Genomic DNA, 21,211 nt, shown 5'->3' with positions numbered 1-21,211 from the left:
CCGTTAATTCCCGGCAACTTCGCCGTCCAGAATGACGTTTGCCAGCGTTTCTATGGCGTCGCCCAGCGGGGCGTCGCATTCAAGCGCGGGAGCGGTTTCGCGGATTGCGGCGTAGAGTTCCTGCGCGCCTTTGCCGGGTTTCAGCGGTTTGTGGAATTCCAGCGCCTGCGCCGCGGCCAACAGCTCTATGGCGGCGATGCGCGCCGCGTTTTCCGTTACTTTGCCCAGCTTTATGGCCGCCCACATGCCCATGCTGACGAAATCCTCCTTGCTGCCGGAGGTCGGTATGGAATCGGCAGAGGCCGGGTGCGCCAGCGTCTTGTTTTCCGAGGCCAGGCTGGCCGCCGTGTACTGCGTTATCATCCAGCCGGATTCCACGCCGGAATCTTTTGCCAGAAAAGGCGGCAGTATGCGGTTGGGGTCGCTTACAAGCTGGAAAATCCTGCGCTCGCAGATATTGCCAAGCGCGGTCATCGCGCAGCAGGCGTAATCAAAGGCCAAAGACAGCGGCTCGCCGTGGAAATTGCCGCCGCTGGCAAGCCGCAGGTCCGAGAAATCCTTTTCATCCTTCCATATAAGCACGGGATTGTCGGTGGCCGATTTCATCTCGGTTTCGGTGATTGAGCAGGCATGGACAAGCGCGTCCAGCGCGGCGCCGTGCACCTGCGGGATGCAGCGGATGCTGTATGGGTCCTGCACGCGCGGGTCGCCGGTAAGATGGGATTTGCGTATTTCGCTGCCGTCCATCAGGGCGCGCAGAATGGCGGCGGTTTCCGACTGGCCCGGATAGGGTTTCAGCGCGACAACATCTTCGTCAAAAGGCGCGGGCGTGGCCTTGAGCGCCTCCGCGGAAAGCGCGGCGGCCCCCGTGGCGGCGTGCCAGACGTTTAGCGACTCAAGCAGCGCGATGCCGCCCACAGACTGCATGGCCTGCGTGCCGTTTATAAGCGCAAGCCCCTCTTTTTCCTCAAGCCGCAGCGGCGATATTCCGGCTTTGGAGAGAATGCCCGCCGTGTCGGCCCATTTGCCGTTGGGCCCGGTTTTGGCGGTTCCCTCGCCTATAAGCGCAAGCGCGATATGCGCCGAAGGCGCCAAATCCCCCGACGCGCCCACCGAGCCGCGCGACGGCACATACGGGATGATTCCCCTGTTGAGAAATTCCGCCAGCTGCCGCGCCGCGTCCGGCCTTGTGCCGCTGCGCCCGCGCGCCAGCTCGTTGGCGCGCAAAAACATCAGGCCGCGGATTTCGTCGTCGCGCATGGGTTCGCCCGCGCCGCAGGCGTGGCTGCGGATCAGATTAAGCTGAAGCTGCCTGCACCGCTCGCCGGGGATGCGGCGCGCGGCCAGCTCGCCAAAGCCGGTGTTGACGCCGTATACCGCGCCGGCCTTGGCGACATAATCCATCATCGCTTTGCGGGTGGCGCCCATTTTTTCCGCCGCGGCGCGGGGGAGGGTTGTTTTTCTCCCCCCCGCCGCCACTTCGTATAAATCCATCAGGCTGCATTCGCCGCCGAGCTCAAAGGGTTTTGGCATGTTTTCTCCCGCCGGTCTGGTATTGCGCCAGCTCCGCTAAAGTTACTTCCTTTTCCGCCGAAAACTGCTTCACGAAATGCGCAAAGACCCGCTGCGTCATTTTAACGTCGTTTAGCGCGCGGTGCCAGCCTTCGGGCGAATATCCCAGTTCCAGCGCGATATTGCCCAGCCGGTTGCTTTTGAAATTTCCGTGCTTGCGCGCGAGTTTGAGCGTGTCCAGAATCGCCACGGGCGGAAACCGCAGCCCCGCGCGCAGGAACTCGTACGCCATAAACGGCACATCAAAATCCGCGTTGTGGCAGACCACGGCGTCCGCGCCGGAAATCATCTGCTCCAGCCGTTGGGCCACCGCCTCAAAACGCGGCATGGCGCGCACCATGTCGTCTGTTATGCCGTGGCATTTGGCGGTAACATCCGGCGGTATGGACCTTGCGGGGTTTATCAGCGGGTTGTAGGAGTCCAGCTCCCTGCCGTTCTGCCACAGCAGCACGGCGACCTCGCATATTCTGTCGCCCCGGGTGTAGACGCAGCCGGTGGTTTCTATGTCAACGAAGGCGAAAACCGCCCTGCCCGCCGGCATGTCAGACATGGAAAACCCGCCTTGCCATAATTCCAGCCGCCAGCGCCAGCGCGGTGCCCACATAGACGCCCGCCTTTCCGAAATCTATAAACCGCTGCCGCCACAGATAGACCATGTAGCCGCCCCACAGCCCGAAATACGGCAGCCACTGCCAGCCGGGGATAAGGAAAAACATGCACAGCACAAAGCGCTGGAGCATGGTGAAGTATTTCTCGTCAAAGCCCGGAAACTGCGAGTTGTAGAAATCCTTCTCCACGAAATACACCAGCACCGTGGCAAAATGCGTTACAAACACCGCCAGTATGCCCAATATCACCCATTTCTCGGGGAAAATGCTGCCGTCGGTATAAAAGCCTATGACGGGCGAAAACACGAATATTGCCGCCGTGTGCACGAACTGGTCCCACAGGAAATGAATGGTCCCGTCTGCGGTTTTGTAGTTGCGTATGGCGAATATGCGCCATTCGTCCTGCAGATGGTGGATGAGGAACATGCAGCCCAGCGCCGCCCAGCCGCCCAGCTTCACCCCGCCGAAGCTGACCCAGTCCTGTCCCAGATAATTCCAAGACAACGCCAGCGCCAGCACGAAATGCGTGCCGGTGTGTATGAACATCCCCCACCAGGTTTTGCGCTTTGCCTCGGCCACGGCGTCAAACTGGAGGGTGAAATCCCCCAGCATGTGCGCCAGCATCAGCCGCCAGAATATAATCATACGCACCTCTTTATTTGGAGGTCAGGTTGAACACCCCGTCCCAGTCCGGGGGCGGGCCGCTTTTTTTGTAATCCAGCGCGCGCTCCATCTGCCGTTTGGCTGCGGCGTCGTGCGGCGCTATGGCCAGCGCGTCCAGATAAGACTTGGCCGCCGCGCCGAAATTCCCTGCAGCGAATTTCTCCGCGCCCAGGTTGCATGCCTCGGCCAGAGAAACAATGTCCGGCGTTTGCTCTTTGGCGGTGGCCAGCGGCTCGTAGACCCGTATCGGCGCGTTTTTGCCCACCACGCGCACCCGCCCCAGTTCGCGCGCCACTATGCGGTCTTTGGCTGGCAGATACGTAGCCTCGCTGACCAGAATCCGGCTGGAGAAAAATTTGTTGGCCCCCTCCAGCCGCGAGGCCAGGTTCACCTCGTCGCCTATCACCGTGTATGAAAATCTGGTGCTGGAGCCGAAATTTCCCACCTTCACAAAGCCGGAGTTGAGGCCGATTCTGATGGCTGGCGTCTCCGGCAGGCCGGGGGGCAGGTTTTTATTGAGTTCCTCTATGGCCTTTATGCACTGCACCGCGGACAGGCAGCCGTAGTACTGGTGCTGCGGCAGGTCCAGCGGCGCGTTCCAGAAGGCCATGATGCAGTCGCCTATGTATTTATCCACCACGCCGTCGTTTTCCAGGATTATATCCGTGAATGCAGACAGATAGCGGTTGAGGAAAACCGGCAGCGCCTCCGGGTCCATTTTCTCTGATATGGAGGTGAAATGCGCTATGTCCAGAAAGAAAATCGTCATCTCGCGCTTTTCGCCGCCCAGCTTGAGCCTGGCCGGGTCCTTGATGATGATTTCCACCACCTTGGGCGAGAGGTATTGCCCGAAGGTGCCCTTTATCCAGCGTTTTTCCTTGCCTTCCACCACCACGCGGTAGAATGTAACCGCCGCAAACCCCGCCGCAATACCGGTCTCCGGCATAACCATGGCCAGCAGCCCGCCGCCCATGAAAACTACGGCATAAATCACGGCCCACAATGCCGCCAGCGCAACCGTAAAAACCGCGCCCCATATCAGCGGCAGGTTGAATGCGACAAGCGACGCCCACAAAAGCGCAATCATCGCCGCGAAGGAGACATAAGCCGGCGCGGGGCGCATCCAGTTTTTGTTGAGCATGTTGTCCAGCAGATTGGCGTGGAACATCACCCCGGGCACCTTGTCGCCGTAGGGACCGGAGTAATGGTCGTATGCGCCCATGCTGGTGGAGGCCACGAAGACCGCGCCGTCTTTTATAAGCGCCTTTTCCCCGTCGGAGAGCGCGCCGTCCAGTATGTCCACTATTGAAATCTGCGGGTAAAGCGATTTGACCTGTTTGGCGTCTTCTGCCGCGCCGGGCCTGCCGGGGGATTTTTTGCGCAGCATCACCTGCGCCAGGTTCAGCCGGTAAATGTTTTCGGGGAAAAGCGACTGCACGTCTTCCAGTTTCGTTCCGGTCAGCGCGCTGTAGGCTCCCGCCGCCAGCGAGGCTATGGGCTTTCCCTGCCAGTAGCCGTAGCCGGAGCCGGGCGCGGCGCTGTAGCCGGCGCGGTTGTCAAATATCATCATCCTGCGCAGATGCCCGTCCCTGTCAACGAAAGCCTCGGTGTTTGGAAACGCGCACAGCAGGGCGGCCTCCCTCAGCCCGCCGAAGGGAAAGCGGAAGCGCACCGTTTCGCCGGTAACCGCGTCCATTCCCTCTCCCTGCATGGTGGCGGTTTTCTCCATCAGCCCGGCCAGCGCCACATTGCCGGCTTTCCCGACCGATTGCAGCAGTTGCCTGTCGTCTTCAGGGTTTAGCTTGTCGGCTTCCAGAAACATCACATCAAAAACAATCACCTTTGCGCCCAGCGCGCTCAGGCGGTCTATCAGCCGCGCGTGGTAGCGCCGCTGGAAAGGAAAGCCCAGCCGGCCCAGGGTGTCGTCATCAATGGCGGCGATGGAGATTCTCTTGTCCGGCTCTATCCCGCCGATGAAAAACGTGGCGTTGTCGGAGATTACGTTGTCCAGATACTGCGCCGGAGCGGGCAGCACTTTGAACACCCAGCTGCCGCCGCCCGTCCGTTTCTGGTAAACCCAGTGGTCGTAGACAAAGAAAAGCCCCAGCAGCGCCGACAATGCGCATAGCGCCAGTACAAGCGGTTTGGGGGCGCGGAATTTATCAACAGCCATTATTGCAATTGTAGCTATTCTGCGCGCGGTTGCAAAACCGCAGAGCATATATTAAGGTTGTTGTATGGATTTGCGTGAAACCATAATGCGCGCGCTGCGGCGGTCGCTGAAATACTCGCTGCTGGCGCTGGCGGCATACGGCGCGGGCGCGTTTTTGCTCTGCGGCGGGACGGCGTGGCTTGTGTGGCAGTCGGAAATCGCGTGGCGGCACTGGCCGCCCGTGTGGAAATGGCTGGCCGCCGCGCCGCTGTTCGGGATTTACGCGCTGGCTGCGGCGGCGTATGCGGCATTTGCCGCAGGGCTGGAAAGCCTGGGCGCCCTCGCCGCAAAGGCTGAGGAGATTATAGCCGCCGTCTATGATATCGTTGCCGAGGCTGTGCTGGGCCGTATTGCGCAGTGCGCGCGGGCGGAGGATTTGTACGCTGCCGTAGCGGAGGTCCTGCTGCGCGTCCGCGTCGCGGCGCGCGGCGGCTTGCCTTTGCTTGCGGCCATGGCTTTTCTGCTGTCCGCCGCCGCGCTTAAAGAGGAGCTTTTCTCGCGCATACGGCGCGCCGCTGTTGCGGGCGTCATCCGGCCCGCCGCGGTTTTTGCCGGCAGAATGGCGGTGGCGGGCGGCGCGCTGGCCGCGTTCAGGCTCAACGCAATGCTGCTGCGCCTGTTCGCCCATACCGCGCTTGGATTGCTGCTGATTTTGCCGTTTGCTCTGATATGGCTTGGAGCCGCGCTTTCGCGCCTATGACCTGCATATTGTTCAACAAGCCTTACGGCGCGGTGTCGCAGTTTAGGCCGCTGGCGGGGCATAAATCCCTAGCGGAGTTCGGTTTTCCGAAGGGCGTCTACCCCGCGGGCCGGCTGGACCATGACAGCGAGGGGCTGCTGCTGCTCACCTCGGACGGGATGTTGCAGCACAGGCTTTGCAATCCGAAATTCGCGCATCCGCGCGTCTACTGGGCGCAGGTGGAGCGGGTTCCCGCCCCGGAGGTTTTTGAGAAACTGGCGCGCGGCATAACCCTTTCAGACGGCCCCTGCCGCCCTGCCCGCGCCCGCCTGATTGCGGACCCGGGCCTTCCCCCCCGCGACCCGCCGGTGCGTTTCAGGAAAACCGTGCCCACCGCCTGGGTGGAAATTGAATTGCGCGAGGGCCGCAACCGCCAGGCCAGGCGCATGCTGGCAGCCGCCGGCCATCCGGTGCTGCGGCTGTTCCGCTGCAAAATCGGCCCGCTGGATGCCGCCGGGCTGGAGCCGGGCCGCTGGCGTCCGCTGGCCCCGGAGGAAACCGCGCGGCTGCGCGCATTCGCCGGAAAGGAGTTCTTGTGAATATTCTCGTCATCTTTGCCGCGGCGCTTTTATGCGGCTGTTCCTCAATTCCTCGCTATCATTATATGGCCCGCGGCGCGGAACGCGCCGCCGCAATCGCGCCCGCGCCGCTTCAGGGTTCCGCAGAGGACAAGGCCGATATGGAAGTCCTGCTGCAATGGCAGAACAGGCGCACCGCCGCGCAGTGCGCCGCCGCGAAGTCGCAGTATGACGGCACGTTTGAACAGATGTTCGGCGACATAAGCCCCTTCCCGCTCACCCCGCAGGCGGCGGAGTTTCTGAACCGCGTGGGCTGGGACGCCGGCCTTGCGGCGGAAAATTTCAAGCAGCGCTACAAGCGCCCGCGGCCTTTCAACAGGCCGGGCGGGCCGCATTCCTGCATAGGCTGGGTGGGCGGCTACGCCTATCCCAGCGGCCATGCCACGTTGTCGCGGGTGTTCGCGTTGCTGCTTTGCGATGTCGCGCCGGAACGGAGGGAGCAGTTCATGGCCCGCGCGGACGAGGCCGCGCTTTACCGCGTTATCTCCGGCGTGCATCATCCCTCCGACATAGCCGCCGGCAAGGAACTTGGCGCGCAGGTCTATGCCCGGCTGCTTGAAGCCCCCGGCTTTGCCTCCGGGCTGGAGATGCTGCGCGGACTTGCCGCCAAACGCTGAAAACCGGGCCAAAAAACGTATAATTCCATAACTCCGCTTATGAAAGGGTTTATACAAAGGCTTGTGCAAAAGCAGATTGAGCAGCTGGGCAGGCTGCCGGTCTGGTTTTTGTGGGTTTTCATCGCGATAATGATTATGTCGGCATACTGCATATACTGGAATGTGGAGCGTCTGTTAAATCCCTACGGCCAGCAGGACAGGCAGGAGCAATGCCCTTCCTGCGGCGAATGAAGCATGTTTGAAAAGTTGAAAAAAGGTCTGACTCCCAATATCATCAGCCTGGGCATAGTGAGCGGGCTCACCGACATTTCCAGCGAAATGCTGTATCCGCTGATGCCGCTTTTCCTGCGCGGCGTGCTGGGCGCGCCTATGAGCGTCGTCGGCCTGATAGAGGGCTGCGCGGAGGCTGTTGCCAGCCTGCTCAAGGCCGGCGGCGGCTTCTGGTCCGACCGTGCCGGGCGGCGCAAGCCTTTTGTCGTTTTCGGCTACGGCCTGTCCGCGCTGAGCAAGCCGCTGCTGGCGCTGGCGGCATCGTGGCCTTTCGTGCTGTTTGCCAGGATTGTTGACCGGGCGGGCAAGGGGGTGCGCACTCCGGCGCGGGATGCGCTGGTGGCCTCCTCCGCCCCGCGGGAGCATTGGGGCAAGGCTTTCGGCTTCCACCGCGCGATGGACACGGCGGGGGCGGCCCTGGGCCCGGCCATATCGCTGGCATTGCTTGCGCTTCTGCCGAAAATGGGGCTGCGCTCGGACGAGGCTGTTTACAGGGCCGTATTCGCCATTGCATTCATCCCGGCGGCGCTGGGCGTGCTTGTGCTGGTCAGGAGAGTGGGAGAGGCAGTCCCCTCCGCACCGGCGTCCGCGCGGACAATCCCGTTTTGGGAAAGCGTGAAATCTCTTTCGCCTCGGTTCTGGGGCTTTCTGCTGGCATACGGCATTTTCTCGCTGGGCAATTCCAGCGACGTGTTTTTGCTGCTCAAGGCGAAAAGCATGGGCTTTACCGCCGCGCACGTGATAATGGCCTATATCGGCTACAATATCGTTTATGCGCTGTGCGCCGCGCCGGCGGGCTGGCTGTCCGACAAAATCGGGCGCAGGAATACCATGATTTTCGGGCTTGCCGTTTTCTCCGCCGTGTATCTGGGTTTCGGCGCGGCGCGGGACGCGCGGCTTGTATGGCTGCTGTTTGCGGCCTACGGTTTCTACGGCGCTTTCAACGAGGGTGTCGCAAAGGCGATGGTGGCTGATTTCAGCGGCGAGCATAACAGGGGCGCGGCCATGGGCGTATTCCAGGGCGTTTCAGGAATTCTGGCGTTTGCGGCCAGTCTGGCCGCGGGGATTTTGTGGGATAAAATCGGCCCTGCCGCGCCTTTCCTGCTGGGCGCGGGCTGCGCGGCAGCCGCCGCCGCGGCGCTGCTGGCGACGAGGCCGCATGCAGCCTGAGCGCCCCCCCCATCTCCAGCACCGGCAGCGGCTGCGCGGCCTGGTGCGCCGCTATTTTCTGGACGAGGTAAAGGAAAAACCCAGCATCACCACCCCTGAGGACGCCGCCGGCTACTGCCGCGCCTCGCTGGAAGGCGAGCGCGACGAGATTTTTGAAGTCATCTATCTCACCACCCGCAATACCGTCATCGCCTGCGACCGCATAGCCGAAGGCACCATAGACCGCGCCGCCATTTCCCCGCGCAAGGTGGTGGAATACGCCATCTCCCGCCGGGCGGCGGCGATGATATTCGTGCATAACCATCCCTCCGGCGACCCGACGCCTTCCCACGAGGATGTAAATCTCACTCACGAGCTTATCAAGGCCGCCTCCACGCTGGGGTTGCGGGTGCACGACCATATAATCGTGGGCAAGGGCGGGTATTTCAGCTTCAAAAGCAGCGGCCTGCTGGACAAGGAGAAATTGCCGTGAACATATTAAAGGAATTGCTGGAGCATCAGGTTTACCCCGCCATGGGATGCACGGAGCCGGTGTCGGTCGCGCTGTGCGCGGCCCATGCGGCCAAAGCGTTGGGCAAAACCCCGCAAACGATGCAGTTCACGCTTGATTCGGGGACGTATAAAAACGGCATGGGCGTCAACCTGCCAAACACCGGCGGAGAGAAGGGCAATCTGCTGGCCGGCGTCATGGGCGCGCTGCTGGCCGCGCCGGAGCGCGGGATGGAAATACTCAAGGCCGCGGACCCCGCGCTGGCAAGGCGCGCGGGCCGCTATATCTCCTCCGGCGCGGCGCGCATGAGCGTGGCCTCCGGCAAAAGCGATATTTACATAGAGGCCCGCCTGCGCGCCGGCAAGGACAGGGCGGCGTGCGTCATTTCCGGCGCGCACACCCATGTGTCCCGCCTTGAGAAAAATTCCCGCGCCATAATAAGCTCGCGCGCGGAGCATTCCAAACCGGCGGCCTACAAAGCCGCCATGGCAAAGCTCACCATAGAGGACATGGCCCGGCTGGCGGACAAGGCGGGCAAAGAGGAGCTGGATTATATCCGCAGCGGCGTGGAGATGAATCTGGCCGCCTCCAATGCCGGCATGAAGCTCAAAAAAGTGGGCTATTACCTGATGGATTTGCGCCGCAGGGGTTTTTTGCAGAACGATGTTTTCTCCTCGTCCAAAATACTGGCGGCCTGCGCGGCGGACGCGCGCATGGACGGCATCGCCCTTCCGGTAATGTCCAGCGGCGAAAGCGGCAATCAGGGCATAGTGGCCGCGCTGATTCCTTATAACGTCGGCAGGGCCTTCGGCGTGCCGGAGCGGAAAATTTACAAAAGCATCTGCCTGTCGCATCTGTTAAACGGATACGTGAAACTATTCACCGGCGGGCTTGCGCCGATATGCGGCTGCGCCATCGCCGCAGGCGTCGGCGCGGCGGCGGCGATAGTTTATCAGCGGCGCGGGCCGGACGCGAAGGCGCTTGGCCTTGCGGTAAACAATGTCGTCAGCGATCTGGGCGGAATGCTCTGCGACGGGGCCAAAAGCGGCTGCGCGCTTAAAGTGGTCAGTTCCGCCGACTGCGCCATACGCTCGGCCTACATGGGAATGCACGGCTACGGCATAAGCGAGCGGGAGGGCTTTGTCGGCGAAACCGCGGAAGAAAGCATACGCAACCTTGCCAAAATCTCCACCGCCGGCATGCACATGGTTGACCCGACCATAGTGGGCATCATGCTGGACAAGCAGGCCCGCCTGCGGACAGGCGGCCCGCCGCGCAAATCCGCATAGGAGGAAAACGGATATGAAAATGATTGCGGTAATCGCGCTGGCTGCTTTTTCCGGCACGGCGGCGCCCGCGCAGGAAAAACCCGTCTTGTATTCGTTCACGCACGATTATAAAACCGGTGAAAAAATCTCTTATGATTTTGAGGATGTGGATTACATTTATTCGTTGGACATGCGCGGTGGTTTTGAGACAGTTAAGGATTTCCTGCAAGCGGAGGAAATACGGGTCCGCGTGAACGAAACCGTTGTTGAGGAAAACGGCGAAAAGCGCAAGAAATTTGAAATAACCGGCGCGCAATACCGCAAAATCGCAAACGACAAGGATAAGATATCTTCGCCGGGCATGACGCCGCTGCCGGAGCTTATCGCCGGCTATCCGCAAACGCTCGCATACACCTGCCGGCTGGACGAGGGCGATTTCACTTCGGCCATACTCAAAGCCTATCAGACGTATATGGGTAATCCGATTGGCTTGTTCTTGTATTACAAGCTGATGGATGTCCACACCTTCGGTCCCACGGTCGCCAGGCTTGAGCCGCAGTCTTTGGGGTTCATGCAAATAAGGCCTTCGCGGGATATTCCGCTGAAAGACGGAGTATTCCACAATCGCAATCCGGTAATGCTGTTCCAACGTGTTGATACGATAAACGGTGCGCCGCAGGCTTATTTCAAAGTAATGACAATGGGCAATTACTATAAAACTGCTAACAGCAGCATGGACACCAACTATCAATATACCTTCCATGTTTCACTGGATGGTCCGCGCAAAGGCCTGCTTTTTGGCGGCGAACTGCAGGAGCATATTTTCGCGCACGATTCCAAAAAAATCATCAGCCGCCAATTATCCATCCGCCGTGTTGAGTGAGCGGGGATGTTTGCATGCGCAAATCCGCCTAAATGCATAGCATGACTTTCCGTGAAAGGTTTGCCAAAATCCGAATGCGCAGGCTTTTGGCGTTCGCGCTTGTCTGCGCCGCAATAACCGCGCTTTTCGCTTTCATTCTGGAAAGCCGCATCCCGTATTATTTCCTTCAGGACGATAACCGCGATATTTCGCTTCCTTATTTTGTTCATGCTTTCCGCGCGCTGCGCGCCGGGGAACTGGCGCAGTTCAATTTCCACCAGTTTCTGGGCGCGCCCGCCGCGATGATGCCCTGCCCCGCCGGCCTGCCGGCGGTGTGGCTCAGCAATGCTCTGCTGGGCCATTTCTGGGGCGCGGTGGACCTGCTGGCTTTTGCCTGGATGTATCTGTCCGGCATGGGGTTTTTTGTTTTCGCCTCGTCTATGGGGCTGGGGTTGTGGCCTGCGGCTTTCGGCGCGGCGGCGTGGATGACATGCCCCTTTGTGATACTGACCCAGACCTGCTGGTGGATGGTCGGCCCGGCGGCGGCTTTTTTCCCGTTCATGGCATACGGCGCGTACAGGATATACTCGCGCGGAGACGGGAAGGGTTTTTTCGCGCTGTTCTGCGCCAGCGCCGCGCTTGCCTGGGTTGACAATCCGGAATACCTGCTGCGCAGCTTCGCGGTGCTGCCGGTTTTTATGGCTGCTGTTATTCTGGCCGATGAGATTTCCGCCAACTCCGCCGCACTGCTGGCCTGGCGCGGCGGCGGGGCACGCCGGATTGCGGAGGATGCGTGGCGCGCGCTGGTTTTCCTTGCATGCCGCCACCGGGGGACATTGCTGCTTTGCGTTTGCGCCGCCGCGCTTGGCGTTTTGTCCGCCGCGCCGAATTTTTTGCTTCTTCTTGAAAAGATAAGCCTTGCCGGAAGCCGCGCGCACGGCATGTCTTTGCCCGAATTCGCCAAAAACAGCCTTCCCGCCGCGCAGTGGCTAAAAGGCATTGTCTGGCCCTGGTCGCGCCATTTCCCCGGCTGGAGAGAGACTTACAGCATGGACGCCATGTCCTATCTGGGCTATATAATTCCCCCGCTTGCTGTTCTTGCGCTGGTCCGCGCGCGCAGAAACGGCGCGGCGGCGGTTTGCGCCGTTTTCGGCGCGCTGGCGCTGGGCTGCCTGCTGTGGTCCGCCGGGGCGTTTAATTTCTACGAGTGGCGGCTGCCCGGGCTGCGGCTGCTGCACTGCCATTTCCGCGCGCTGATTTTCGCAAATTTATTCATCTGCGTGCTGGCGGCTTTCGGGCTGGAATTTCTGTCCCGGCGGGCCGCGCACGCCGCGCTTGCGTTGCATTTGCTTAACATGGCTGTCTTTTTCGGCGCCGGGCCTTATGCGTCGTTCAGACTTTATACGGATAAAATTCCGGCGCGGGAGCCGCGCGCGGCCATGCTTTCCACGGGGCGAATACTCACCCTGGGCTACCGGCCTTGCGAGACCGACGCAATGCCGCCTCTGGGTTTTGATTATGCCACGCTTTTCGGCCTTTATCATTTCGCGGGCTATGACACCCTGCGCGCCCTGAAAAACGACTGGATATGCTTCGGCCTGAATGTCTCCTCCTACTGGGAGGAGCCGCTGTCTGAACAACGGCTGCTGGTGCTGCGCGTCTGGGGCGTGCGCTGGTATGTGCTGCCGGACACCGCGCTTGGCCGCTACGGGAGGTTTTTCGCGGAACACGGCATCAGGCCCGCCGCGCGGGACGGGCGGCGGCTTATATACGAGGACGCCCGCGCCCTGCCCATGGTTTTCCGCGAGGGCGAAACCGCCCCCGCCGGGGACTGCGCGTTTTCCGCCAACAGGCTTAAAGTGCGCCTCCGTTCCCCGTCCGCCGGCGGAAATTATGTGGTCAATATCCTTTACAACCCGCATTTCAGGGCTTGGGACGCAAACGGCGAACCGCTTGAATTGAGCGAATACAAATCCTGGCAGACGCTGGTTCATGTCAAAGAGGGAGCCGGAGAATTTTCTCTGGAGTATTCCACACCCGGCCTTGCGCTGGCGGCGGCGCTGGCGGCAGGCGCGCTGGCCGCCGCAATCGCCGCCGCGCTTTTGCTAAAATAATTCCATGCAGAACGAGACACTGGCGGAGACCCCCCTGATGAAGCAGTATCAGGCGATAAAGGCGTCATACCCCCATGCCATTGTTTTTTTCCGGCTGGGCGATTTCTACGAGATGTTCAACGACGACGCCAGAACCGCCAGCGCGGCGCTGGGCCTGACGCTTACCGCCCGCCAGAACGTGCCGATGTGCGGCATCCCTTACCACTCCAGTCCGTCCTATATAGCCAAACTTCTGAAAGCCGGGCATAAAATCGCCGTGTGCGAGCAGGTCTCCGGCGATTCCGCGGACGGGCGCTCCAAGCTTTTCAAGCGCGAGGTGGTGCGCCTTATCACCCCCGGCACGGTCATTGAGGACGAGCTGCTGGAAGCGTCCAGTTCAAACTATCTGGCCTGCGTGGAGGCCGATGTTATCGGCTGGGGGCTGGCCTGCGTGGAGGTTTCCACCGGAGAGTTCTGGGCCGCCCAGAAAATCGGGGATTCGGATTTCAAGGCGCTGGTCTCGGTGCTGGCCAGGATTTCCCCCTCCGAAATCGCGGCGGAGCGCAAAACCGCCGCCGCGCTGGAGGCCGTAAAGGGCGGCGCGGCGCTCACAATACTGCCCCCCTATTCCGGCGATACTGCCGCGCCGCAGAACTGGCCCTCGCGCGAAATCTGGGCCAACCGCCAGCTTGCGCTAAAGGCCGCGCTGCGCGCCGCGCGCTACGTGTCGGAAAACGAGCCGCGGCTTAAAGACGCGCTGGTCCCCTCGCTGCGGGAGCCCGCCTCCTGCCTTCAGATGGACGAGAGCGCCGTGCGCACGCTGGAGCTTGTGGAATCCTCCTCCGGCGGCGGCAGGAAACATTCGCTTTTCGGCGTCCTCAACCACGCCGCCACGCCGATGGGCGCGCGGCTGCTGCGGGAATGGATATTGCAGCCGCTTATAGATTTGCCTTCCATACAGGCCCGCCAGAACTGCGTGTCAGAATTCTGCGAAAATGCCCAGTCCCGCCAGCAGCTTGAGCAAATGCTGCGCGAGATGTGCGATATAGAGCGCGCCATAAGCAGGGTCGCGGCGGCGGGGGCCTCTCCGCGCGATATGGGCGGGCTGCGCCGCTCGCTGCATTCGCTGGACGGGTTCAAAGCCTGGTTTGACAAAGGCGGCGCGGCAGTGGCGCCCCGGCTGTGGACGCGCTTTGAAGCGGCCTATCCCCCCCTCTGCGAAATGCGCGCGCTGCTGGACCAGTCGCTGAGCGACAATCCGCCGCAGCGCGTTTCCGACGGCGGCGCGATACGCGACGGCTATAACGCGGAGCTGGACGAGGCGCGCGGCTTCAAAAAAAACGCCCGCGCCAGCCTCGCCGGCATAGAAAAGCGCGAGCGCGAGCGCACCCAGATAAACACGCTTAAAGTGGGCTATAATTCGGTTTTCGGCTACTATATTGAAATCACCAAGGCCAATGTCTCCCGCGCGCCTTTTGATTATGTCCGCAAGCAGACCCTCGTAAACGCCGAGCGTTTCATAACCGAGGAGCTTAAGACGCTGGAGTCTAAAATACTTGGCGCCGAAGACAGGATTGCAAAGCTGGAAAAACATCTTTTTGACCAGCTGCGCGCCGCGCTGGCGGAGCGCATCTCGGATTTCCGCTCCTTTGCGCGCGCGGCGGCGGAGATAGACGTATACATTTCCCTTGCCAAAGCCGCCCGGCGCGGCGGCTGGCGCCGCCCGGAAGTGGATCTCAGCCGCGACCTTGAGATATGCGACGGACGCCACCCCGTGGTGGAGGCCGCGCTGCCCGCCGGCAGCTTTGTCCCCAACAGCATCAGCATCGGCGACAAAGAGCCGCAGATAATGATAATCACCGGCCCCAACATGAGCGGCAAAAGCGTATATCTGCGCCAGAACGCGCTGATAGCCGTGATGGCCCAGATGGGCGGGTTTGTTCCCGCGGCCTCGGCGCGGGTGGGACTGGTGGACAGGATAATGACCCGCATCGGCGCGCATGACGCGCTCAACCGCGGCGAATCCACTTTCATGGTTGAAATGCGCGAGACTGCCGTCATACTCAAAACCGCCACGGACCGCAGCCTGGTGCTTCTGGACGAGGTGGGGCGCGGCACCTCCACCTTTGACGGCATTTCCATCGCCTGGGCGGTGGTGGAAGGCCTGCGCAACCCCAAAGGCGGCCCCAAAACGCTTTTTGCCACGCATTATTTTGAGCTCACCGCGCTGGAGGAGAAATACCCCGGCATAAAGAACTTCAACGTGGACGTGCGAGAATTTGCGAACTCCTCCGGCAAAACCGAGATAGTGTTCCTGCACAAAATCGCCCCCGGCCCCGCCGACAAGTCCTACGGCATACATGTGGCGGAACTGGCCGGCCTTCCCCCCTCCTGCATAATGCGCGCCAGGAAAATGCTGGAGGAACTGGAAAGCAAGGCTGGAGTCGTTTCCTCCGGCCCGCCGCAACTGCCGATGTTTGAGGCGGAAAATCCGGTGCTGGGCGAAATCCGAAGCTGCGAGCCGGAAAAACTCACCCCGCTTGAGGCGCTGCATGTGATAGCGGAGTGGAAAAAGCGCCTTTCCTGATTTATGGGAAAAATACATGTTCTCGCGCCGGAAATAATAGAGAAAATCGCCGCGGGCGAGGTGGTGGAGCGTCCCGCCAGCGTCCTTAAGGAACTGCTGGAAAACGCGGTTGACGCCGGCGCAAAAACAATCAATATAGATTTTGAGGACGCGGGGCGCGCCCTCATCCGCGTCAACGACGATGGCTGCGGCATGGAAGCCGGCGATTTGGAGCGCGCCGTCCTGCGCCATGCCACAAGCAAAATCAGCGCCTACGAGGATTTGGACAGCCTTTGCACTTTCGGCTTTCGCGGCGAGGCGCTGTATGCCACAGCCGCGGTTTCGCGCCTGGCCGTTTCAACCTGCGCGCGCGGGGAAAACATGCGCGGCGCCCGGATAACCGTGGAGGGCGGCAAACTGCTCTCCCGGACCGAGGCCCCGCCGGTTCCGGGGACCACTGTTGAGGTGCGGGATTTGTTTTTCAACGTCCCCGCCCGGCTGAAATTTCTCAAAAGCGCCGGGACCGAGCGTTCCCACCTGCTGCGCGCGGCGGAGGAATGCATACTGGCCAACGCGGGCATTGCCTTCAATGTCCGCGCCGACGGCAGCGACATTTACTGCGTCCCCGCCGGCGCCGCGCTGGCCGAGCGCGCCGCCATAGTGCTTGGCGAGGCTGTTTCCTCCGGCATGATTTGCGCCGATGACGGGGCCGCCGGGATTGCGGCGCTTGTAAGCGCGCCGGATAAAATGCCCGCCACGCGCGCGCTGCAATATTTTTTCGTCAACAGAAGGCCGGTGAACTGCAAAACGCTTTCCCAGGCGCTTTACAGGGCTTACGAGGGCTACAGGCCCAAAACCCAGCATCCGGCCTGCGTGCTGTTCATTGAATTGCCGCCGTCCGAGTTTGACGTCAATATCCATCCACAGAAGCGGGATGTCCGCTTCAAAAACGAGAGCCGCATTTTCAAGTCCGTGGCCAACGCGGTTTCCGGCGCGGTGATAGGCGGGGCTGCCCCGCCGCCGGCTTTGCCTCCGGAGGCCGCCGGGCGCGCGGCCCCCCCTCGGCTTGAGGAGGAAACGCCCCCTTCCCGTGTTTCGCTTGAGGAAATATCCATGCTCATGGGCGGCGCTGCGCGGGAAGCCGCGCCTTCCGTACGCGAGACGGAGCATGGCGTTGTCATAGAGGGGTTTTCGCAATCGGAGCAGGACCCGGACTGGTGGAAGCCGCCGTACCGCCATCTGGGCCAGATACACGGCAGCTATCTGGTTTACGAGTGCGCGGACGGCATGATAGTAGTGGACCAGCATGCCGCGCAGGAGCGCGTTTTTTACGAGGAGTATCTGCGCCAGCTTTCGGCCAGAATGCCGGTGGTGCAGCGGCTTATGCTGCCGGTGATAGTGGACGTGTCCGCCAGCGTGGCGGAGGCCGTCATGTCCTGGCAGCAGTATCTTTGCGAGGCGGGTTTTGAAATAGAGCAGTCCGGCCCGGCGGAGCTTATGGTGCGCTCGGTCCCGTCGGTGTTTCATTTTTCCGACGCGGATATCGGGGATTTTATAACCCGTTTCGCCCAGACCGCGCCGGAGCCGCAGCCGCAGGAGCAGGCCCGCCGCGAGGCCGTGGCCATGGCGGCCTGCAAACGCGCCGTCAAGGCCGGCGACAGGCTGTCTCCGCCGGAGGCAATGCGCCTGATTTACGATTTGAAATCCTGCCGCGAGGGCCTCATCTGCCCGCATGGCCGCCCCACCATGATAACCCTGGAAAGCGGCGAGCTTGCCCGCCGCTTCAAACGCCCCAAATCGCCTTATTGACTCAACTGCGTAAGATGTGTTGAGAGTTGCCGGCGGGCTATTTTCCCGGCAGCGGCAGCGCGCGGTCAACGACGCGCAGCATGACGCTTTCCGGCAGAACCCTGGCCGCCAGGCGGAGCAGGAAGGTCGTGAAATCGCTGGTGATGATAAAATTGCCCCCCCTGCATTTTGCAAGAATTCTGTCCGCCGTTTTGTCTGCCGGCAGGGGGCGGCGTTTGCCGGGGAATTTTCCCATCCATGCCGGCAGGTCCCTGAGTTCGCCGTAATACATGGGCGTGGCTATGTCGGCGGGGCAGGCCACATGCACGGCTATGCCTTTGCACAGCAGCTCCCGCCGCAGCGACTGGGCGAAATTTATCATCCCCGCCTTGGCGGCGCAGTAAGTGGAATATCCCGCCCCGCCGACAAGCCCGAAAGCCGAGGCGACAAAAAGTATCCTGGAATTGGGCCGCATAAGCGGCAGGAATATCCGCGCGGAGAGGATCGTTCCCCACAAATCGGTTTCAATGTCCTCTTTCATCTTTGAAAAATCGTCATAATCGGCAAGCAGGCTTATGTGTGCTACCCCGGCGTTGAGTATCAGAAAATCAATGCCGCCGAACCGCTCTTTTACGGCGGCGGCGGAGCGGCTTAAATCCTCCGGCGAGGTTATGTTTCCGGGGCAGGCCAGCGCCGCGCCTCCGGTGGACGCGATTTCATTTGCCGCCGCTTCAAGCGCGTCTTTGCGCCTGCCGCCAAGCGCGACGGCAAACCCGTCCCGCGACAGCCTGCGTGCGAACTCCAGCCCCAGCCCGGACGAGGCGCCGGTTATGAGCGCGGTTTTCATGCTGCCCCCGCAAGCTGGCCGCAGGCGGCTTTGATGTCCGAGCCTTTTTCCCGGCGCAGATAGGCCCTTATTCCGGCGGCCATTATTGTTTTTTGGAATTCCATTGCCTTTTCCGCGGACGGCGGGGCGAAATCCCCCCCTCCGGCGGCATTATACGGGATGAGGTTGATTTTGCAGTCAACGCCGTCAATCAGGGACAGCAGTTTCCGCGCGTCCTCCGGCGAATCGTTTAATCCGCCTAAGAGAATGTATTCAAAAAACACCTGCCTTTTCCTTTCCTCGCAGTAATGGCGCGCGGCGGCGATTATTTCTCCCAGCGGATAGCGCGCGCTTACAGGCACAAGTTTCGCCCTTTCATTTTCGTCCGCCGTAACAAGCGACACCGCCAGCCGCACCTTAAGCTCCGAATGCGCCAGTTCGCGCATGACGGGCGTTATCCCGACGGTTGAGACCGTAATTCTGCTTTGCGGGAAATTGACGCCCCGCTGGTCGCAAAGCGCGAGTATGGCCTGTTTGAGGTTTTCCCAGTTCAGCAGCGGCTCGCCCATCCCCATAAAGACAATGCTCTCCGGCGGGGCGACGAGGCGGCATTGCTCGTATTGGGTTATTATCTCTTCCGCCGTGAGGTTGCGCGCAAATCCCAGCCGCCCGGTGGCGCAGAAGGCGCAGCCGCATGCGCAGCCGGACTGGGACGACAGGCAGGCCGACACCCTGTTTTTGTTGAATAAAACCACGGCCTCGGACAATGCGCCGTCGGCGCAGCGGAGCAGCAGTTTTGTTGTGCCGTCCAGCGCGGAAACCTGCCTGGCTGCTACGCGCATAGCGAGGAAAGCACAGTCTCGGCAATCTCGTCCGCGGCGCGGGGGCGCGCCAGCGCGGACATCGCAGGCAGAATGCCGCCTCGGTATGCGGCGTCCCGCGTCAGTTTTTCCGCCACATCGCGCAATTGCGCGGCGTTTGCGGCATGGAAGGCCGCGCCGCGCGAAATAAGGAACCGGGCGTTGCGCGCCTCCTGCCCGGGCAGCGGCGCAAATATCAGCAGCGGCTTGCCCATGGCCAGCGCCTCTGAGCAGGTGATTCCCCCGGTCTTTCCGGCGATAAAATCCGCCGCGCCCATGGCGGCGTCAAGAGTGTCGGTCTCGCCCAGCACGCGGATATGCCGCGCGCCGCGCGCCGCGTCTGATAGTTTTTTGCGCAGCGGCTCGTTGGCGCCGCAGGAGGCTATTATCTGAAGCCCGGGGACCCTGCCCAGCGCGGCAAGCCCTTCCTCCATATGCCCCAGCCCCTTGCTGCCGCCGCATAAAAGCGCGCAGGGAAGGGACGGGTCTAAATCCAGCTGGTGCAGCGCATGCTGGCGCGGCGGGGCGTTCAGATACGCTCCGCGCACGGGAATGCCGGTGGCCGCCACCCGCTCCGGCGCGATGCCGCGGGAGATAAGGTCCCGCCGCGCGCTTTCCTCGTGCACGAAATATCCCGCCACGCCTTTTTCCGGCCAGAAATGATGCGCGCTGAAATCTGTCAGCACGGCAAACACCGGAATGTCCATTCTCGCGCGCGAGAGCACAAAGCACGGCAGCGAATGCGTGCATACCGCCGCGTCAAAGCCGTGCTCCGCCAGCAGGGCGCTGAGCTTGCGCGCGCTTTTGTGAAAAAACAGTTTTTTTACCGGAATGGCGAACGCGCGCACCAGCGCGTCGTCGTAGAGCAGTTCCCAGACAAAGGGGGTGTAGCGCAGCATTTCCACATACAGCGCGCCGGTGAGCCGGCCCGGCAGCCGGTATAAATCGTGCGACAGGTTCACCCGCACGGCCTGCGCGCCGCGCGCGGCCAGGCTTTCCTGCACGGCGCGGGCCGCGCTTACATGGCCGGAGGGTTCCCTGGCGTAGAGTATGGCTATTTTCTTTTGCATGAAAAGCCGCGCCGCGATATCGGGGAGCCGGGAATTGAACCCGGAATCTCTCGCACCCCAAGCGAGCGCTCTACCATTGAGCCACTCCCCGGTATCGCGGCGCGAAATACTATTTTAGCATTCTTTGGCGTTAAAAATCAGCGCGGCGGCGCCCAGTATCGCCATATCCGCGGTTTCCGAGACGGCGATTTTGAGATTTTCGGCGGAGCGTTTGTACGAAAACGATTGCAGCGATTTCCGCAGCGCCGGCTCAAAAAACCCGAACGCCGCGCTCACCGAGCCGCCGAAAACGATTATCTCCGGGTCCACCGCCAGCATGACGGTCTTTACCGCCTCGCCCACATGCGAGCCGAACTCTTCAAACAGTTCCAGCGCGGCCTTGTCGCCGCAGGCGGCTTTTGCGAACGCCTCTTTGCCGGTTGTGCCTTTGGCTTTGAAGAATTTGCCGCTGCAATAATGCTCGTAATTTTTGTCCAGATAGGCGATTTCGCCGAACTCGCCCGCGCCGCAGTTGCGCCCGTTGTAGAGCCGCCCGTCTATAATCAGCCCCGCGCCCAGGCCGGTTCCCATGACCATGCCGACCGCAGACTTGAACTCCCGCGCCTTGCCGAAATACTTTTCGCCCGCCGCGAAGCAGTTGGCGTCGTTATTTATGCGGGCGGGGATTTTGTATCTTTCTTCCAGCAGCTTTTTCAGCGGCACGTCTTTCCAGGCGGGGATATTGACGGTCTCGTATATAATCCCGCGCTCCGTGTCCACTATGGTGGGGACGCCTACGCCTATGCCCCTGGCCTGCGGGGTGATGACCGAATCTGTCAGCGCGAAAAAATCCGACAGCAGTTCGTCCTGCCCCGCCGCCGCGTTGATGGCCTTGACGGCGGTTTTGATTGTTTTGCCATCGCGCACCAGCCCGGCCCTGAAATTGGTTCCGCCCAAATCCGCGCCCACTATGTCCATAA

At 61.3% G+C, this 21,211-nt stretch carries 19 protein-coding genes and 1 tRNA gene; 11 read left to right on the top strand and 9 right to left on the bottom strand.

Annotated elements, in window-relative coordinates; all coding sequences use genetic code 11:
* Nucleotides 1–3: 3 nt before the first annotated feature.
* From hutH to WC421_04340, 4 genes are read right to left on the bottom strand one after another with little or no spacing between them, the layout of a single operon-like run.
* Complete coding sequence (gene hutH, locus WC421_04355) at nt 4–1,533, bottom strand: histidine ammonia-lyase (GenBank protein MFA5161459.1); 1,530 nt, start codon at nt 1,531–1,533, stop codon at nt 4–6.
* Complete coding sequence (locus tag WC421_04350) at nt 1,517–2,122, bottom strand: 3'-5' exonuclease (GenBank protein MFA5161458.1); 606 nt, start codon at nt 2,120–2,122, stop codon at nt 1,517–1,519. The genes hutH and WC421_04350 overlap by 17 nt, the downstream gene beginning before the upstream one ends.
* On the bottom strand, nt 2,115–2,825 hold the full coding sequence (locus tag WC421_04345) for a DUF3307 domain-containing protein (GenBank protein ID MFA5161457.1): 711 nt from the start codon (nt 2,823–2,825) through the stop codon (nt 2,115–2,117). The genes WC421_04350 and WC421_04345 overlap by 8 nt, the downstream gene beginning before the upstream one ends.
* 10 nt (nt 2,826–2,835) lie before the next feature.
* The gene (locus tag WC421_04340; GenBank protein ID MFA5161456.1) at nt 2,836–5,016 is read right to left on the bottom strand and encodes an adenylate/guanylate cyclase domain-containing protein; all 2,181 of its coding nucleotides are present in this window, start codon (nt 5,014–5,016) and stop codon (nt 2,836–2,838) included.
* Nucleotides 5,017–5,080: 64 nt separating this feature from the next.
* Here WC421_04340 and WC421_04335 point away from each other — a divergent pair, with 64 nt between their 5' ends.
* The 11 genes from WC421_04335 (at nt 5,081) to mutL (ending at nt 17,517) form a co-directional block, all read left to right on the top strand.
* Nucleotides 5,081–5,755 (top strand): hypothetical protein, encoded by a 675-nt coding sequence (locus WC421_04335; protein MFA5161455.1) that lies wholly within the window; start codon nt 5,081–5,083, stop codon nt 5,753–5,755.
* Nucleotides 5,752–6,333, top strand: coding sequence for a pseudouridine synthase (locus tag WC421_04330; protein MFA5161454.1), 582 nt, complete (start codon nt 5,752–5,754; stop codon nt 6,331–6,333). The genes WC421_04335 and WC421_04330 overlap by 4 nt, the downstream gene beginning before the upstream one ends.
* A gap of 65 nt (nt 6,334–6,398) precedes the next feature.
* Complete coding sequence (locus WC421_04325; GenBank protein MFA5161453.1) at nt 6,399–6,989, top strand: phosphatase PAP2 family protein; 591 nt, start codon at nt 6,399–6,401, stop codon at nt 6,987–6,989.
* Between the two features lie 39 nt (nt 6,990–7,028).
* The gene (locus WC421_04320; GenBank protein ID MFA5161452.1) at nt 7,029–7,220 is read left to right on the top strand and encodes a hypothetical protein; all 192 of its coding nucleotides are present in this window, start codon (nt 7,029–7,031) and stop codon (nt 7,218–7,220) included.
* A 3-nt stretch (nt 7,221–7,223) separates the two neighbouring features.
* A complete protein-coding gene (locus tag WC421_04315) occupies nt 7,224–8,429 on the top strand; it encodes an MFS transporter (GenBank protein MFA5161451.1) in 1,206 nt (401 codons plus the stop codon).
* Entirely contained in the window at nt 8,419–8,901 is a 483-nt protein-coding gene (radC, locus tag WC421_04310) for a DNA repair protein RadC (GenBank protein ID MFA5161450.1), read from the top strand. The genes WC421_04315 and radC overlap by 11 nt, the downstream gene beginning before the upstream one ends.
* Nucleotides 8,898–10,208: an L-serine ammonia-lyase, iron-sulfur-dependent, subunit alpha gene (locus WC421_04305; protein MFA5161449.1), complete on the top strand. Its 1,311-nt coding sequence runs from the start codon at nt 8,898–8,900 to the stop codon at nt 10,206–10,208. The genes radC and WC421_04305 overlap by 4 nt, the downstream gene beginning before the upstream one ends.
* Nucleotides 10,209–10,221: 13 nt before the next feature.
* A complete protein-coding gene (locus WC421_04300; protein ID MFA5161448.1) occupies nt 10,222–11,070 on the top strand; it encodes a hypothetical protein in 849 nt (282 codons plus the stop codon).
* Between the two features lie 74 nt (nt 11,071–11,144).
* A complete protein-coding gene (locus tag WC421_04295; GenBank protein ID MFA5161447.1) occupies nt 11,145–13,163 on the top strand; it encodes a hypothetical protein in 2,019 nt (672 codons plus the stop codon).
* A 4-nt stretch (nt 13,164–13,167) separates the two neighbouring features.
* Complete coding sequence (gene mutS, locus WC421_04290) at nt 13,168–15,729, top strand: DNA mismatch repair protein MutS (protein MFA5161446.1); 2,562 nt, start codon at nt 13,168–13,170, stop codon at nt 15,727–15,729.
* 3 nt (nt 15,730–15,732) lie between these two features.
* Nucleotides 15,733–17,517 (top strand): DNA mismatch repair endonuclease MutL, encoded by a 1,785-nt coding sequence (gene mutL, locus WC421_04285; GenBank protein ID MFA5161445.1) that lies wholly within the window; start codon nt 15,733–15,735, stop codon nt 17,515–17,517.
* Nucleotides 17,518–17,554: 37 nt separating this feature from the next.
* Here the strand turns inward: mutL and WC421_04280 are convergent, their stop codons facing one another.
* The 5 genes from WC421_04280 to WC421_04260 form a co-directional block, all read right to left on the bottom strand.
* On the bottom strand, nt 17,555–18,343 hold the full coding sequence (locus WC421_04280) for an SDR family oxidoreductase (GenBank protein MFA5161444.1): 789 nt from the start codon (nt 18,341–18,343) through the stop codon (nt 17,555–17,557).
* Nucleotides 18,340–19,164 (bottom strand): 23S rRNA (adenine(2503)-C(2))-methyltransferase RlmN, encoded by an 825-nt coding sequence (gene rlmN, locus WC421_04275; GenBank protein MFA5161443.1) that lies wholly within the window; start codon nt 19,162–19,164, stop codon nt 18,340–18,342. The genes WC421_04280 and rlmN overlap by 4 nt, the downstream gene beginning before the upstream one ends.
* Nucleotides 19,155–20,252, bottom strand: coding sequence for a glycosyltransferase (locus WC421_04270; protein ID MFA5161442.1), 1,098 nt, complete (start codon nt 20,250–20,252; stop codon nt 19,155–19,157). The genes rlmN and WC421_04270 overlap by 10 nt, the downstream gene beginning before the upstream one ends.
* Nucleotides 20,253–20,271: 19 nt before the next feature.
* Nucleotides 20,272–20,343 (bottom strand) — tRNA-Pro (locus WC421_04265).
* 23 nt (nt 20,344–20,366) lie between these two features.
* The gene (locus WC421_04260) at nt 20,367–21,209 is read right to left on the bottom strand and encodes an ROK family protein (protein MFA5161441.1); all 843 of its coding nucleotides are present in this window, start codon (nt 21,207–21,209) and stop codon (nt 20,367–20,369) included.
* Between the last annotated feature and the right edge of the window lie 2 nt (nt 21,210–21,211).

Source organism: Elusimicrobiales bacterium (assembly GCA_041651175.1).
Classification (GTDB): domain Bacteria; phylum Elusimicrobiota; class Elusimicrobia; order Elusimicrobiales; family Elusimicrobiaceae; genus JAQTYB01.
The sequence above is the reverse complement of the archived record's forward strand: the minus strand, read 5'-3'. Positions and strand labels throughout refer to the sequence as shown.